13 protein-coding genes are annotated in these 15575 nt (G+C 72.4%); 8 read left to right on the top strand and 5 right to left on the bottom strand.

Translation table 11 applies throughout. The features are described from left to right. Nucleotides 1-144 precede the first annotated feature (144 nt). Nucleotides 145-1713, top strand: coding sequence for a purple acid phosphatase family protein (locus CP976_RS30475; RefSeq protein ID WP_150483205.1), 1569 nt, complete (start codon nucleotides 145-147; stop codon nucleotides 1711-1713). 46 nt (nucleotides 1714-1759) lie between these two features. Here CP976_RS30475 and CP976_RS44375 read toward each other — a convergent pair whose 3' ends face one another. The 4 genes from CP976_RS44375 to CP976_RS30455 all read right to left on the bottom strand — a co-directional run bounded on the left by CP976_RS44375 (nucleotide 1760) and on the right by CP976_RS30455 (nucleotide 5402). Further along, nucleotides 1760-1891, bottom strand: coding sequence for a hypothetical protein (locus tag CP976_RS44375; RefSeq protein ID WP_150483204.1), 132 nt, complete (start codon nucleotides 1889-1891; stop codon nucleotides 1760-1762). 248 nt (nucleotides 1892-2139) lie between these two features. Continuing rightward, nucleotides 2140-2682, bottom strand: coding sequence for a GNAT family N-acetyltransferase (locus CP976_RS30465; RefSeq protein ID WP_150483203.1), 543 nt, complete (start codon nucleotides 2680-2682; stop codon nucleotides 2140-2142). 74 nt (nucleotides 2683-2756) lie between these two features. Further along, nucleotides 2757-4388: an L-glutamate gamma-semialdehyde dehydrogenase gene (gene pruA, locus CP976_RS30460; RefSeq protein ID WP_150483202.1), complete on the bottom strand. Its 1632-nt coding sequence runs from the start codon at nucleotides 4386-4388 to the stop codon at nucleotides 2757-2759. 87 nt (nucleotides 4389-4475) lie between these two features. Beyond that, on the bottom strand, nucleotides 4476-5402 hold the full coding sequence (locus tag CP976_RS30455; protein WP_150483201.1) for a proline dehydrogenase family protein: 927 nt from the start codon (nucleotides 5400-5402) through the stop codon (nucleotides 4476-4478). 190 nt (nucleotides 5403-5592) lie between these two features. Here CP976_RS30455 and CP976_RS30450 point away from each other — a divergent pair, with 190 nt between their 5' ends. The 6 genes from CP976_RS30450 to CP976_RS30425 all read left to right on the top strand — a co-directional run bounded on the left by CP976_RS30450 (nucleotide 5593) and on the right by CP976_RS30425 (nucleotide 13368). Next, nucleotides 5593-6978: a PucR family transcriptional regulator gene (locus CP976_RS30450; protein ID WP_150483200.1), complete on the top strand. Its 1386-nt coding sequence runs from the start codon at nucleotides 5593-5595 to the stop codon at nucleotides 6976-6978. 102 nt (nucleotides 6979-7080) lie between these two features. Beyond that, the gene (locus CP976_RS30445; protein WP_229876155.1) at nucleotides 7081-8370 is read left to right on the top strand and encodes a vanadium-dependent haloperoxidase; all 1290 of its coding nucleotides are present in this window, start codon (nucleotides 7081-7083) and stop codon (nucleotides 8368-8370) included. A gap of 100 nt (nucleotides 8371-8470) precedes the next feature. Beyond that, the gene (locus CP976_RS30440; RefSeq protein ID WP_150483199.1) at nucleotides 8471-9964 is read left to right on the top strand and encodes an ABC transporter substrate-binding protein; all 1494 of its coding nucleotides are present in this window, start codon (nucleotides 8471-8473) and stop codon (nucleotides 9962-9964) included. Continuing rightward, nucleotides 9961-11727 (top strand): ABC transporter permease subunit, encoded by a 1767-nt coding sequence (locus CP976_RS30435; RefSeq protein ID WP_229876157.1) that lies wholly within the window; start codon nucleotides 9961-9963, stop codon nucleotides 11725-11727. Before CP976_RS30440 ends, CP976_RS30435 begins: the two co-directional genes overlap by 4 nt. Further along, nucleotides 11717-12685, top strand: a complete 969-nt coding sequence (locus CP976_RS30430; RefSeq protein WP_150483198.1) for an ABC transporter ATP-binding protein — start codon at nucleotides 11717-11719, stop codon at nucleotides 12683-12685. Before CP976_RS30435 ends, CP976_RS30430 begins: the two co-directional genes overlap by 11 nt. Further along, nucleotides 12682-13368 (top strand): ATP-binding cassette domain-containing protein, encoded by a 687-nt coding sequence (locus CP976_RS30425; RefSeq protein ID WP_150483197.1) that lies wholly within the window; start codon nucleotides 12682-12684, stop codon nucleotides 13366-13368. Before CP976_RS30430 ends, CP976_RS30425 begins: the two co-directional genes overlap by 4 nt. Here the strand turns inward: CP976_RS30425 and CP976_RS30420 are convergent. Continuing rightward, nucleotides 13355-13933 (bottom strand): TetR/AcrR family transcriptional regulator, encoded by a 579-nt coding sequence (locus tag CP976_RS30420; protein ID WP_150483196.1) that lies wholly within the window; start codon nucleotides 13931-13933, stop codon nucleotides 13355-13357. The two genes, CP976_RS30425 and CP976_RS30420, sit on opposite strands and share 14 nt — an antisense overlap. Before the next feature lie 99 nt (nucleotides 13934-14032). On the opposite strand from CP976_RS30420, the gene CP976_RS30415 reads away from it, so the two are divergent. Continuing rightward, entirely contained in the window at nucleotides 14033-15574 is a 1542-nt protein-coding gene (locus tag CP976_RS30415; protein ID WP_150483195.1) for an MFS transporter, read from the top strand. The last annotated feature ends 1 nt before the right edge of the window (nucleotide 15575 follow it).

The following is a 15575-nucleotide window of genomic DNA, read 5'->3' as shown; positions in this document are numbered from 1 at the left end:
GGATGACACAGGCTGTCCGTCATGCGGACAGGGATGGCAGGGCAGGCGGCACGGCACCCCGCCCGGCGGAACGCACTCGGCCGACGGTTTCCGTTCACCCGTATGTGGGGCGGATGTTGGCGTTCGCTGGGAAGTTGATCCGACATGGAGATCCCCCACTTCGGCATCCCGCCCGAGCTCGCCCGCCGGATGAGCATGGCGGAACAGCACGAGTACCTGCGCACGCGGCTGTCGCGGCGCCGCACGCTGGTGACGGCGGGCGCGGTCGCGGGCGGTCTGCTGACCGGCTGTTCCGGCTCCGGGCCGACGAGCGGTACGGCGACCGGGAGCCCGTCGCCGAGCACGTCGAAGGCGCCGGGCTCCCACATCACTCCCTTCGGCCGCCACCTCGCCTTCGGCGCCGACCCGAAGACGCAGATGCGGATCTCCTGGCAGGTGCCGCTGGCGGTGCGCAGGCCGTACGTCCGGGTGGGCCTGCGCCCCGACGACCTCGGCCGCAAGGTCGAGGCGGAGCTGCGCGACCTGCACACCCCGGAGCTGAAGGGCGTACGGGCGGCGGTCGACCAGTACTACCTGCACGCGGCCCTGGACGGCCTGCGCCCGGACACGACCTACTACTACGGCGTCGGCCACGACGGCTTCGATCCGGCGTCCCCGCGGCACCGGCCGACCATCACCTCGTTCCGCACGGCGCCCGCGAGTCCGCCCGAGCGGTTCGTGTTCACCGCGTTCGGCGACCAGGGCGTCGGCGAGGAGGCGGCCCTCAACGACCGTCTGCTGCTGCGCCGCGGCCCGGCGTTCCACCTCCACGCCGGCGACATCTGCTACGCCGACCCGACCGGCAAGGGCAAGGAGTCGGACGTCTTCGACGCGAGCCAGTGGGACCGGTTCCTGAAGCAGACCGAGCCGGTGGCCAGGTCGGTGCCGTGGATGGTGACGACCGGCAACCACGACATGGAGGCCTGGTACTCGCCGGACGGCTACGGCGGCCAACTCGCCCGTTTCTCCCTGCCGGACAGCGGCTTCGACGCGCGGACGGCACCGGGGGTGTACGCCTTCACGTACGGCAACGTCGGCGTGGTCGCGCTGGACGCGAACGACGTGTCGTACGAGATCCCCGCCAACTTCGGCTACACGGAGGGGCGGCAGACGAAGTGGCTGGACAGCAAGCTCGGCGAGTTGAGGTCCTCGAAGGACGTGGACTTCATCGTCGTCTTCTTCCACCACTGCGCGTACTCGACGTCCACGCACGCCTCCGACGGCGGGGTGCGCGCCGAGTGGCTGCCGCTGTTCGCCAAGCACCAGGTGGACCTGGTGATCAACGGGCACAACCACGTCTACGAGCGCACCGACGCCATCCGCAACGGCGAGGTGGGCCGGCCGGTTCCGGTCGGCGGGACGACGGACCCGCGGCGGGACGGGATCGTGTACGTCACGGCCGGCGGTGGCGGCAAGGAGCTGTACGGCTTCCCCGACGGTGTGAAGGAGAACTACGAGGGGAACACCGCCGACCACGAGCCGGTCGGCACGTTCCGGTGGACGAAGTCCCGGGACACCAAGGCGGAGTCGGCGCAGTGGTCGCGGGTGCGCTACCGAGGGTTCTCGTTCCTCTCGGTGGAGGCCGTGAGCGGCGCCGCGCCGAGGCTGAAGGTGTCGGCGCTGGCGTCGAGCGGTGAGCGGATCGACCATTTCGAGGTGCGGCGCGGGGCGTGAGGCCCCGCACCGCGCCTCGTCGGGCGGCTCCCGGTCCTGGTGCGGCTCAGTGGCCGGTGGATCCGCCGTTGTCCCTGCGGTCGAGGGCGCGCTGGAGCGCGGCGGCGGCGTTCTTCCGTTCGGACTCGGTGGTACGGGAAACGTGACGGACTCGGCGGCGGACGGTCGTCTCGGCCATGGGAAATCGACTCCTTCGACAGCACGGAGTGCACAGGGAGGGTTACGAGACGCCGGATGGGGCGGGGAGCGGTGCCGCAGGGGTTGCCTGCACGGGGCCCGGCTCACGACCGCCATTCGCTTGGTCGAGCGAGACGTTCGGCTCCTACAAAACTAAGGGAGGCCGGAGCGTCTGTCTCCACAATTACTCGGACTTCCTACTATCTGAGACGGTGGACTACATCACACCGCGCTGACCTGCGGTGATCCCTAGAGCACGTCTCCGTCGCGCCAGTCGAAGAGCAGCTCGTGCGCGGGGTCGAGCGGGTCGGCGAGGGCGGGCCGGACGTAGGTGCTGTCCTCTTCCTCCGGCAGGCGGACGACGCCGTCCCGCGGGCTGAGGGCGTGCACCTGGCCGCGCCACAGCCGCCAGCCGCGGGAGGTGTAGAGCCGGGCGCCGTCGTCGCTGGCGGAGAGGGCGCCGAAGTCGTAGGCGCGGTCGATGACGCGCTCCAGCTCCGCCATGACCTGCCCGCCGAGGCCGGTGCGGCGGGCGTCGGCGCGTACGGCGACGTTCTCGACGTACCCGGCGCGCAGCCACCGGCCGCGGTGCCGCACCCGGCGCATCACGACCGCCCCGTGCGCGGCGAGCCCGGAGCCGTCGTGCACGAGGGCGTGCATGCCTCCGAGGCCGTGGTCCCAGTCCTCGTCGCCGAAGTCGCCGTCGAAGGCGGCGTCCAGCAGGGCCCGCACGGCGTCGAGGTCGGCGGGCGTGAGGTCGGCGGTGTGGGCGGTGCGCGCGCGGGTGGTCATCGGCCCAGTCTTCCCCGCGGACATGCCGACGGGCCAGGTCATTTCCGTGACCCGGCCCGTCGGTGCCGCGGGGCTCAGCCCATGTGCGGGTAGGTGTAGTCGGTCGGCGGGACCAGCGTCTCCTTGATGGCGCGGGTCAGGGTCCAGCGCATCAGGTTCTGCGGGGCGCCGGCCTTGTCGTTGGTGCCGGAGGCACGGCCGCCGCCGAAGGGCTGCTGGCCGACGACGGCGCCGGTCGACTTGTCGTTGATGTAGAAGTTGCCGGCCGCGTAGCGGAGCTTGTCGGCCGTGTAGGCCGCCGCCGCGCGGTCGTTCGCGATCACCGAGCCGGTCAGGGCGTAGTCGGAGACGGACTCCATCTGCGTCAGCATCTCGTCGTACTTGTCGTCCTCGTAGACGTGCACGGCGATGACCGGGCCGAAGTACTCGGTGCGGAACACCTCGTTCTCCGGGTCGCTGCACTCGATGACCGTCGGGCGGACGAACCAGCCCTCGGAGTCGTCGTAGGTGCCGCCCGCGACGATCGTGCAGGAGGGGTCCTCCTTGGCCCGGTCGATGGCGGCCTTGTTCTTGGCGAAGGCACGCTCGTCGATGACGGCGCCGATGAAGTTCGACAGGTCGGTGACGTCGCCCATCTGGATGCCGTCGACCTCGGCGGCCCACTCCTCCTTGAAGCCGGAGTTCCAGATCGAGGCGGGGACGTACGCCCGGGAGGTGGCGCTGCACTTCTGGCCCTGGTACTCGAAGGCACCGCGGGTGAGCGCCGTCTTCAGGATGGCCGGGTCCGCCGACGGGTGGGCGACGAGGAAGTCCTTGCCGCCGGTCTCGCCGACCAGACGCGGGTAGGTGCGGTACTTCTCGATGTTGTTGCCGACCGTCTTCCACAGGTACTGGAAGGTCCTGGTCGAGCCGGTGAAGTGGATGCCGGCGAGGTCGCGGTGCTCCAGGGCGACCTTGGAGACCTCGATGCCGTCACCGGTGACGAGGTTGATGACGCCCTTGGGCAGGCCCGCCTCCTCCAGGAGCTGCATGAGCAGCACGGCGGCGTGGGTCTGCGTCGGGGACGGCTTCCAGACGACGACGTTGCCCATCAGGGCCGGGGCCGTCGGCAGGTTGCCCGCGATCGCGGTGAAGTTGAAGGGCGTGATCGCGTAGACGAAGCCCTCCAGCGGGCGGTGGTCCAGACGGTTCCACACACCCGGGGAGTTGGCCGGCGGCTGCTCGGCCAGGAGCTTGCGGGCGTAGGAGACGTTGAACCGCCAGAAGTCGATCAGCTCGCAGGGGGTGTCGATCTCGGCCTGCTGGGCGGTCTTGGACTGGCCGAGCATGGTGGAGGCGGCGAGCGTCTCGCGCCAGGGGCCGGACAGCAACTCGGCGGCGCGCAGGATGATCGCCGCGCGGTCGTCGAAGGACATCGCACGCCAGGCGGGCGCGGCGGCCAGGGCCGCGTCGATGGCGTCCTGGGCGTCGTGCTGCGTGGCGTTGCGGTACGTGCCGAGCACGGCCCGGTGGTTGTGCGGCTGGACGACCTCGAAGGCCTCACCGCCGCCCATCCGCTTCTCGCCGCCGATGGTGCAGGGCAGGTCGACGGGATTGTCGGCCAGCTCCTTCAGCCTGGCCTCCAGCCGGGCCCGCTCGGGCGAGCCGGGGGCATAGCCGTGCACCGGCTCGTTGACGGGGGTGGGGACCTGGGTCACAGCGTCCATGTTTTCCGTAACTCCTTACTGAGCGGTGATGCGGTCTCAGCCCTTGACGAGCCTCAGTCCTCGGTGAGCCTCAGCCCTGGTCGGGCTTCAGCCCTTTGTCAGCATCGAGCGGGCGAAGAAGCGCAGGTTGGCCGGCTTCTCCGCGAGTCGGCGCATGAAATAGCCGTACCAGTCGGTGCCGTACGCCGTGTACACGCGCATCCGATGGCCCTCGGCGGCCAGCCGCAGGTGCTCCTCGGTGCGGATGCCGTAGAGCATCTGGAACTCGTACTCGTCGAGCTTTCGCCCGGCGCGGTGGGCGAGCTCCTGGCCGATCGCGATCAGGCGCGGGTCGTGGGACCCGATCATCGGGTACCCCTCCCCCTCCATCAACGTCCCGAGGATCCGAACGTATGCCCGATCGATCTCGTGTTTGTCCAGATACGCGACCGAGCCCGGCTCCTTGTACGCGCCCTTGACCAGGCGCACCCGGCTGCCGTTCGCGGCGAGGCGGCGGGCGTCGGACTCGGTGCGGAAGAGGTACGCCTGGATGACGCAGCCGGTCTGCGGGAAGTCCTTCCTCAGCTCCTCGTGGATGGCGAACATCGAGTCGAGGGTGGTGTGGTCCTCGGCGTCCAGGGTGACCGTCGTGCCGATCTCGGCGGCGGCCTCGACGACCGGGCGGACGTTGGCGAGGGCCAGTTCGTGGCCGCCGTCCAGCGCTTGCCCGAACATCGACAGCTTCACCGACATCTCGGCGCGGGTGCCGAGCTCCAGCGGCTTCAGGCGGTCGATCAGCTCCAGGTAGGCGTCCCGTGCGGCGGCGGCCTGAGCGGGGTTGGTGATGTCCTCGCCGACGACGTCCATCGTCAGCTCCAGGCCCTGCCCGGTGAGCTCCCGGATGACCGGCACGACGTCGTCGACGCCCTCGCCCGCGATGAATCGGTCGACGACCTGTTTGGTCACCGGGGCGGCCGAAACCAGGCGTCGCATCCGGTCGCTGCGCGACGCGGCGAGAATCACGGGACCCAGCACGGGGCACCTCCAGAGCACAACCAACGGATGGCCGGACGCCGGGCGGATGACGCTTCGGGTACGGCACGGAGAACCACCGTGAAACCTAAGGATCCCTCCGACTGTCGGCCATCGACAGCTGTCACGCATCCGTGCCGCAGATCTCAGACAGATGTATGAAGGGTCCCCTGGAGTGCGGGACAATGCCCGGATGACGTCGGAACACAGGGGTGACTACGAGGAGCTGGTCGACGAGATCTCCGAGCTGCTCGGGGCGCCCGCGACGCTGGAGAACCGGGACTTCGAGCTGATCGCCTTCGGCGCGTACGACAGTGAGGGCGATCTCGATCCGTCGGCCCTGGACCCGGTGCGCACCCGCTCGATCCTCACCCGCCGCTCGACGGCGGCCGTCCGGGCGTGGTTCGAGGGCTTCGGCATCACGCGTGCGACCGGCCCGGTCCGTATCCCGCCGACGCCGGAGGCCGGGGTGTACCGGGGCCGGATCTGCCTGCCCGTCCGCCACCGGGGCGTGGTCCACGGCTACGTCTGGCTGCTCGACGACGATCCCGGCCCGAGCGGACGCCAGCTGTCCGCCGCCATGCAGGTCACGACCCGGATCGGCGCGCTGCTCGCGGACGAGGCCCAGCACGGTGCCGACCTCAGCCGCGAACTGCGGGCCGTCCTCACCGCCGACCGCGACTGGCAGCGCGACATGGCCATCGCGGAACTCCGCACCGCCCTCGGCCCCCGCGCCGACGGCCTCCACACGGTGCTCTGCGTCGCCCCCTGGCCCACGGCCGACCCCGACGACGCCCCGTCGGTCCGCACGATGCCGGGCGCGACAGCCCTGTGCACCCTGCCGTGGGGGGCTTCGTCCCAGTGCGTGGCCGTCCTGATCCGCCTGCGCTCGGCGGACGTACTGACTCCGGCGACGACGGCGGCAGCCCGTCTGCTGGAGCGGGCGGCCGGGGGAAGCGGTCCGGCCGAGGGCACGGGGCGGGCGCCGACCGGCCCGGGCTCGCACGGAGCGACCACCTCACGCGGAACGACCGGCACATCAGGTAGACCGACAGACCTCACCTCCCCCGGCCCCACCGACACCACCTCTCGCGGAGCGACCGGTGGCGCCTCGCGCGGGGCGGGCGCCGGGGCCGGGTCCGCCGCCGCGGGTCTCTCAACGCCCCGCTCCGGCCTCGCCGAGCTGGGAACCGCCTGGTGGGAGGCGTCGGCGTCGGCGCGGGCCGCGTCGGCCGAGCCCCGGCTGGGTCCCGTCGCCCAGTGGGCGTCGATCGGGCCCTTCCGGATGCTCACCGCGCTGCCGCCGGAGGTGGCCCGCGACCCGGCGGTGCACGCCCTGCTCTTCCCCGTCCACCAGGAGCTCGCCCGTACCGCCGAGGTCTACCTCGACTGCGCCGGCCAGGCCGCCCGGGCCGCCGCCGAGCTGGGCATCCACCGCCAGACCCTGTACTACCGCCTGTCCCGGATCGAGAAGCTCACCGGCCTGGACCTGGACGACGGCGAGGACCGGCTGCTCCTGCACATGGCGTTGAAGGGAGCCCGGCTCGCCCGGAGTCAGGACATCGGGCCGTCCGGGTGAGTCCGTCGCCCGATCGGGCGGTTTCAGGACGGACCCGCGCTTCGGCGGTCGCGGAGCCCGGTCACGGTTCTCCTGGTGTGCCATCGGCTGGGAGGAGTTCACGTGCGGAACCGACGCGCCTGGTCTGCGACGCGAACGGTGGTGGCGGGGCTGGCCTGCGGTGTGCTCGCACTCGCGCTGCCGGGCGCCCCCGCGAGTGCCGGGGAGGACCATCCCGCGGGAGCGACGTCCGACGCGTCGGCCGTCATCGAGTGGATGCGCACGGCGGAGACCACCATCGCGGCCGAGGCCCGCCCGGGCCCGGCCGAGATCTTCATCTGGGAGGCGTACGTCTCCACCGCCGTCTACAACGCCGTCGTCGGCATCGAGGGCCGCTTCACCCCGTACAAGTGGGACGAGCGGGCACCTCGTACGGCCTCGTCCGTGGCGGCTGCCGCCTCGGCGGCCCACCAGGTGCTGCGCCACCACTTCCCCGGGGCCGCGCCCCGGCTGGACACCGCCCTGACCGGCACGCTCGCGCACATCCCCGACGGCGAGGCCGAGGACCAGGGCGTCGCGTTCGGGAAATTCGCCGCCGACCGCATCATCGACCTCCGCCGCGATGACGGCCGCGGCGCGTCCGTGCCGTTTCCCGCGCGCCCGGGCCCCGGCGTCTGGCGCCCCACCCCGCCCGGACACGAGCCCTTCGCCAGCGCCTGGATCGGCAGGGTCCGGCCGCTGCTGCTGGACTCCCCGCACCAGTTCCGCCCCGGCCCGCCGCCGGCGCTCCGCTCCGCCCGGTACGCGAGGGACCTCCACGAACTGGCGGCCTACGGAGGCCGGACCGGCTCGCACCGGACCCCCGAACAGACGGACACGGCACGGTATTTCACCAACCTGGACCTGCAAGGGGCCCTGGGCGACCACGCCACCCGGCACGGATTCGACATCGCCGAGACGGCACGCCTGTACGCGGCGGCCAACACGGCCCAGGCCGACGCCGTCATCGCCGCCTCGGACGCCAAACTCCACTACGGCACCTGGCGGCCCGTCAGCGCCATCCGGGAAGCGGACACCGACGGCAACCCGGCGACCCGGGCGGACCGGAACTGGGAGCCGCTGCTCGTCACCCCGGCGCATCCCGACTACCTCAGCGGCCACGCCACCATGGGCGGTGCGCTGATGCGCATGCTGACCGGGATCCTCGGCACCTCCCGCGTCGACCTGCACATCCGGTCGACCACCACCGGCGCCTCCCGCCACTACCGCTACGCCCACGAGTACGAGCAGGGCGTCGTCGACGCCCGGGTCTGGGGCGGCATCCACACCCGGACGGCCGACGAGGTGGGCAACGCCACCGGTCGCCGGCTCGCCGCCTGGGCGCTGCGGAAGTACTTCCGCCCCGTCCCCTGAAATCGGCCACTTCAAAATCGGCCACTTATGAAAACGATTGTCATCATGCTACGGTCATGGCGCGTTCAACCATTTACCAGGCCTTGACCGAGGTGTCCCCGTGCGCGTCCCCGCTCGACTCATCCCCCTGGCCGCCGTCACCGCGGCCTCCGCCCTGCTCACCGGCTGTTTCTCCGGTGGGCAGTCGGCCACGGACGACTCCGGGGCAGGGGGCAAGCGCGTACGCGTCGCGATGATGCAGCCACCCCGCTCGGGGCTGTCCCCGCTGTCGGACGACGCCTTCAAGCTGTCGCGCTGGTCCACGGCGGAGACCTTGGTGAAACTGGACGCGGACGGTGACGCCGAGCCGGCGCTGGCCACCGAGTGGGCCCAGTCCGGCCGGAACTGGACCTTCACCCTGCGCGAGGGCGTCACCTTCCACGACGGGACGAAGCTCACCGCCGAAGCCGTCGTCAACTCCCTCACCAAGGCCGCCGCAGCCTCCCCCAAGCCCCGCATCCTCGACGGCGTGGACCTGACCGTGAAGGCCGACGGCGACAAGGTCACCGTCACCACCGCCACCGAGGACCCCCTGGTCCCGCAGCGGCTCAGCTCCCCGCAGCTGTCGATCCTGGCCGCCAAGGCCTACCAGGGGAAGACCGTCAGCCCCGTCGGCGCGGGCACCGGTCCCTTCGAGCTGACGAAGGTCAACGGCACCTCTTCCGCCGCCCTCGACCGTTACGACGACTACTGGGGGAAGAAGGCCAAGGCCCCCGGCATCGACGTCCGGTTCGTGCCGGACGGCACAGCCCGTGCCGCGGCCCTGCGCAGCGGCGAGGCCGACATCGTCGAGGCGGTGCCGGTGTCGCAAGCCGCCGTCCTCGACCAGGACCTGATCACCGAGGTCCCGATGCCGCGCACCAACACCCTGTACCTCAACACCGGGAAGGGCCCCTTCAAGGACGCCGCGGTGCGGGCGGCGGCCCGTGAGGCGATCGACGCCGAGTCGATCGTGAAGGGCGTGTACGAGGGGCGCGCCGACGTCGCCGAGGGGCTGCTCGGGCCCGCCCTGCCGTGGGCGGCCGAGTTGCGCAAGCCGGTGCGGCGGGCCAAGGCCGGCGACCCGGCCGACAAGACGATCACCATCGGCACCTTCACCGACCGCGCCGAGCTGCCCGAGGTCGCCGCCGCGCTGCAACAGCAGCTCCAGAAGGCCGGGTTCAAGGTGAAGCTGGACGTCCGCGAGTACGCCAACATCGAGTCCGACGCGCTGGCGGGCCGGTTCGACGCGTTCATCCTCTCCCGCGCCACCGTCCTCGACTCCGGCGACCCGGCCGCATATCTCTACAGCGACTTCGCCTCCGACGGCTCCTTCAACATCGCCCAGCTCGCGGACCCGGCCGTGGACAAGGCCCTGAAGAAGGCCGGCGAGACGCCGACCGGCGATGCCCGGCGCAAGGCGGTCGTCGCCGCCGAGGCCGCCGTCCTCGGCACGGACGCGGCCGTGCCCATGCTGCACGAGCGTGTGATCCAGGGCGACGCCGTCGGCGTGACCGACGCCGCCCACGACCCGCGCGAGCGGGAGCTGGTCACGGCGGACACCTACGTCAAGTGAAGGTCCGCACAAGGCGGTTGGCGGACGCCGCCACGCTCACCCGTCTCCTCTGCCTCATCGCCGTCCTGGCCGCCGTCGGCCTGCTGCCCTGGCTCTCCGGCAGGGACCCGGCACTGGCCGTGCTGCGGGCCCGCTCCGCCGAGCAGGACCCGACCGAGGAAGCCCTGGACTCCGTACGACGGGACCTCGGTCTCGACGCCGGCCCCCTGTCCCTGCTGGGCGGCTGGGCCTCGGACCTGCTGCACGGCGACCTCGGCACGTCCTGGGTCTCGGGCACCGAGGTCCTGCCCTCCGTGGTCTCCGGGATCCAGGTGTCGCTGGCACTGATGGGCGCCTCGCTCGGCGTGGCCCTGCTGCTGGCGTGCGCGCTGGTGGCGCCGGTGCTGGTGCGGGGCCGGGCCTCGGCCGGGGCGTGGGCCGCGATGCTGGCCGCCGTGCCCGAGTTCCTGCTGGCCACGGTCGCGCTGCTGGCGTTCGGGGTGTGGCTGGGGTGGCTGCCGACGTCGGGCTGGGCGGGGCCGGAGAACATGGTCCTGCCCGCCGTGGCCCTCGCTGTCCCCGGCGGCGGGCTGCTCGGCCGGCTGGTCGCGGACGCGCTGCCCGCCGTGCTCGACGAGCGGTGGGTGGAGCTGTGGCGGGGCGCCGGGGTGAGCCGGGCGCGGATCGCCGGGGCGGCCCTGCGACGCGTCCTTCCGCCGCTGGTCCCGCAGTTCGGGATGGTCGCCGTGGGGCTCACCGGCGGCGCGGTCGCCGTGGAGACGGTTTTCGCCGTGCCCGGCATCGGCCGTACCGCGCTCGGCGCGGCCAAGTCGCAGGACCTGCCGCTGCTCCAGGGCTCGGTGCTCGCGCTGCTCGCGCTGGGCCTGGTCACGGGCGCGCTGGCGGCACTCGCCCGGCGGCGGCTGCTGGGCCCGGCCCTGCGTGACGCCTCGCTGTCGCTGCCTCCGGCACGGCCGGTGCGCGCACATCCCGCGATCCCGTTGTCGCTGTTCACCGTCCTCGCCGTGACCATCGGCTGGGGTCTGCTGCGCGACCCGTACGCCGTGAACACCATGGACCGGCTGGCCGCGCCCTCCTGGGCGCATCCGCTGGGCACCGACGGTCTCGGCCGTGACGTGCTCGCCCGGCTGGGCCATGGTGCCGCCTCCACGGTCGGCACGGCGGCGGCCGTCTGCCTGCTGAGCCTGCTGATCGCGCTCGCCCTGGGCTTCCTGCCCCGGATCGCGGAGGGCGCGGCGGACATCGCCAACGCCCTGCCCCCGGTGATCGTCGGCATCCTGGTCGCGGCGGCCGCCGGTCCCGGTACCGGCGGCGCGGCCCTCGCGGTCGCGCTGATCTCCTGGCCGGCCCTGTCGGCGCACGCGGCGGCGCTGGTGCAGGAGGTGCGCGCGTCGGCGTTCCTGACCGCCCAACGGGCCATCGGGGCGAGCCCGTTCTGGATCCTCACGCGGCACGTCCTGCCGTCCGTGGCCGCCCCGGTCGCCCGCCACGCCCTGCTGCGCCTGCCGGGCATCGCCCTGGCCCTGGCCTCGCTGGGCTTCCTGGGCCTGGGCGCCCAGCCGCCCGCCCCCGAGTGGGGTCTGCTGCTCGACGAGTCCCGCGCCTATGTGGAACGCGCCCCGTGGGCGGCCCTCGCCCCGGCGGTGGCGCTGGCCCTGCTGGCGGGACTGGCGGTGTCGGGCGCGGCACTCACGCAGGGCCGGAGGGTACGGCGGCGCGTCACCCCGGCTCCGGTCAAGAAGGAGGCCCCCGTTGGAGTCTGAGCCACTGCTGTCGGTGCGCGAGCTGCGGATCGCCTTCGACGGGATCGAAACCGTGCGCGGCCTGTCCTTCGACGTCCGTCCGCGCGAAGTGCTGGCGATCGTCGGCGAGTCGGGGGCGGGCAAGTCCCTCACGGCCCGCGCTCTCCTCGGCATGCTGCCGCGCGGCGCGACCACGAGCGGGACGATCCGCCCGGACCTCTCGGCCCACCGCGGCCGCCGCATCTCCCTGGTCCCGCAGGACGCCCTGTCGGCGCTGTCCCCCGTGCACCCGGTGGGCGACCAACTGGCCGCCGCCGTACGGTCGGTGGCCGGCGTCTCCCGCAAGGAGGCCCGGGCCCGGGCGGTCGCGGCCCTGGACCGGGTCGGCATCCCTGACGCGGCCCGCAGGGCGCGGGCGTATCCGCACGAGTACTCCGGCGGCATGCGGCAGCGCGCGGTGATCGCCATGGCCACGATCAACGAACCGGACATCGTGGTCGCCGACGAGCCCACCACCGCCCTCGACGAGGAGCGCCGCGACCAGGTGCTGCGGCTGCTGGCCGAGCAGCGGGAGGCGGTCGGCGCCGCGCTCGTCCTGGTCACGCACGACATGGACGTCGTGCGGGGCCACGCGGACCGGGTGCTGGTCATGTACGCCGGACGCCTCACCGAACTCGGCGCCGCCGACGAGGTGCTGGCCCGCCCCCGCGCCCCCTACACGGCCGGACTGCTGGCATCCCTCCCGCAGAACGCGCCCCCGGGCCGTCGCCTCCCCGCCCTGCGCGGCACCCCGCCCGCCCCGGGCGCCCTTCCGCCGGGCTGTGCCTTCGCCCCGCGCTGCCCGCTCGCGGCGGACTCCTGCCGCACGGCGGAACCGGAGCCCCAGCAGGTGCCCGGCCGCCTGGTCGCCTGCCACCGCTGGGAGGAACTCCCCCACCCGGCCGCCGAGTTGTTCCTGAAGGAGCGGCAGCCCGCATGAGCGCACCCCTGCTCGACGTCCGCGACCTGGTCGTCCGGTACGGCACGGTCACCGCCGTGGACGGCGTCTCCTTCTCCCTGGCGGCCGGCGAGACCCTCGCGCTGAACGGCCCGTCCGGCTGCGGCAAGTCCTCCACGGCCCTGGCGGTGCTCCAGCTTCGCCGCCCGACGAGCGGTGAAGTCCTCTTTGAGGGAGTGGAGTTGACGTCCCTCACCGAACGCGAGCTGCGCCCGCTGCGCCCCCGTATGCAGCCCGTGTTCCAGGACCCGTACGGCTCGCTGAGTCCCCGCCACCGCATCCGCGACGCCGTCGCCGAGCCCTTGAAGGTCCAGGGCCGCTGGGATCCCGCCGACGGCCCGGCCCGGGTCGCCGAACTCCTCGACCGGGTCGGCCTGGACCCCGCGTACGGCGACCGGCACCCGCACGAGCTCTCCGGCGGCCAGTGCCAGCGCGCAGGTATCGCCCGCGCCCTGGCGTCCGAACCACGGCTGCTGGTGCTCGACGAGCCGGTGTCGTCACTCGACCCGTCGGTACGCGCGGGCGTGCTGAACCTGCTCGCCGACCTCCAGGACGACCTGGGCCTCGGCTACCTGTTCATCTGCCACGACCGGGCGGTCGTACGGCACTTCGCGGACCGGGTCGTCGAGATGCGCGAAGGACGCGTCGGCGTCACTTCGGGCTAGCGGCCTCGATCACCTGGCGGAGCCCCTCGGCGAGCTGCCCGGCCTCGGGCGCGCTCTTCGGATCGAAGGTCCACTGCGCCATGACCCCCGTCATCAGGGTCAGATAGAAGTAGCCGAGGGTGTCGACCTTCTCCTCGGGGACGTCGTCCTCGTTACCGCCGTGGAAGAGCGTGACGATGCCGCGCGCCCCGCCCCGCTGGGCCTGCGCGAGATGCTCCCGCACCTCCGGCAGCTGGTCGCCCATCGCCACGATCTCCATGCTGAGCCGCCACATCGACCCGGGGTCCCGCATGGTCGCGATGATGTTCGACCACACTGCGGCGAACCGCTCCAGCGACCCGGGCTCGCCGCTCAGCTCGCCGCCGCCCTCGAAGGCGTCGGACATCCCCTCCACCATCTCGACGTACGCCCGCGCCAGCAGCGCGTCCTTCGAGCCGTAGTGGTAGCCGATCGAGGCCAGGTTGGTCCCCGACTCCTTGACGATGTCGCGCGCGGTCGTACGCACGAACCCCTTCGCCAGCAGGCAGCGCTTGGCGCCCTCGAGCAGATCCTCACGGTGTCCCATGGCATCTCACCCTACCCCCGCATCCATACATACGTCCCAGACGCACGTCTTAAACAGTCGTACTAGACAAGCGTATAAGGCGCTCGTACAGTCCTGCCCATGACGACGAACCCCAACTCCCCGGTCCGCGCCGGCCGCCGCGAATGGACCGCTCTCGGCGTGCTGATGCTGCCGCTGCTGCTGGTCTCGATGGACGTCTCGGTCCTCTACTTCGCGATCCCGCAGATCAGCGCCGACCTGGAGCCCACCGGCACCCAGCAGCTGTGGATCTTCGACATCTACGCCTTCGTCCTGGCCGGCCTGCTGATGACGATGGGCGCGCTGGGCGACCGGATCGGCCGCCGCAAGCTGCTGCTGATCGGCGCCGCCGCCTTCGGAGCCGCCTCGCTGGCCGCGGCGTACGCCGACAGCGCCGAGGCCCTGATCGCGGCCCGCGCCGTGCTGGGCATCGGCGGCGCCACCCTGATGCCGTCGACGCTGGCGCTGGTCCGCACGATGTTCACCGACCCCGCGCAGCGCGCGAAGGCGATCGCCCTGTGGTCCGGTGTGATGACGGGCGGCGTCGCGCTCGGCTCGGTGATGAGCGGCGTGCTCGTCGAGTACTTCTGGTGGGGCTCGGTCTTCCTGGTCAACCTGCCCGCGATGGCGCTGCTGCTGGTCCTCGGCCCGATCCTGCTCCCCGAGTCGAGGAACCCCGCCCCGGGCCGCTTCGACCGGCTGAGCGTGCCGCTGTCGATGGCGGCGGTGCTCCCGGTGATCTACGGCCTGAAGGAGATCACGTCGGACGGCTGGAACGTCCGGTACGTCGTCTCGATCACCGTCGGCCTGCTCTTCGCCGCCCTGTTCGTCCACCGCCAGCGCACGTCGGCCTCGCCCATGATCCCGCCCGCGCTGTTCCGCGGCCGGGGCTTCGGGCCCGCCGTCGTCCTGAACCTGCTCGCCCTGTTCGGGATGATGGGCTCGGCGTTCTTCACCACGCAGTACATCCAGTCGGTGCTCGGCAAGAGCGCGATGGAGGCAGCTCTGTGGGCCCTGCTGCCGTCGCTGCCGATCGGCATGGCGGCCCCGCTGGCGACTTGGCTGGTGCAGAAGGGCGTCGCCCGCGCCACCGTCGTCGCGGCGGGCTTCACGATCTCCGCGAGCGGTTACGGCCTGCTGGCCGTCGCCGGTACGGAGTCGATGTGGCTGGTACTGGCCGCGTGCGGGGTCCTGGCCTGCGGGGTCGTCATGGCGACGACCCAGATCATGGACCTCGCGATGGGCGCCGCCCCGGTGGACCGGGCCGCGACCGCCTCCTCCCTGATGGAGACCGGCGCGGAGTTCGGCGGGGCCCTCGGGATGGCGGTCCTGGGGTCGATCGGTACGGCGGTCTACCGCCACGAGATCCCCGCCTCGGCACCGGCTCCCGCCCACGAGACGCTGGGCGCCGCTCTGGCCGTGGCAGACCAGTTGCCGGGACGCGCGGGGGACGTCCTGGCAGCGGCGGCACGGGAGGCGTTCACCACCGGAATGCGAGGCGCCGCCCTGGCGGGGGCGGTGACGCTGCTGGCCGCGGCCGTGCTGGCGGTGGTCATGCTGCGGCGGGTGCCCGCGCACGACAACGCCGGACGAGCTGATCGACTCAGCCCGTCCGGCGTTTGAA

The organism is Streptomyces coeruleorubidus, assembly GCF_008705135.1.
GTDB classification, from domain to species: domain Bacteria; phylum Actinomycetota; class Actinomycetes; order Streptomycetales; family Streptomycetaceae; genus Streptomyces; species Streptomyces coeruleofuscus.
The sequence above is the reverse complement of the archived record's forward strand: the minus strand, read 5'-3'. Positions and strand labels throughout refer to the sequence as shown.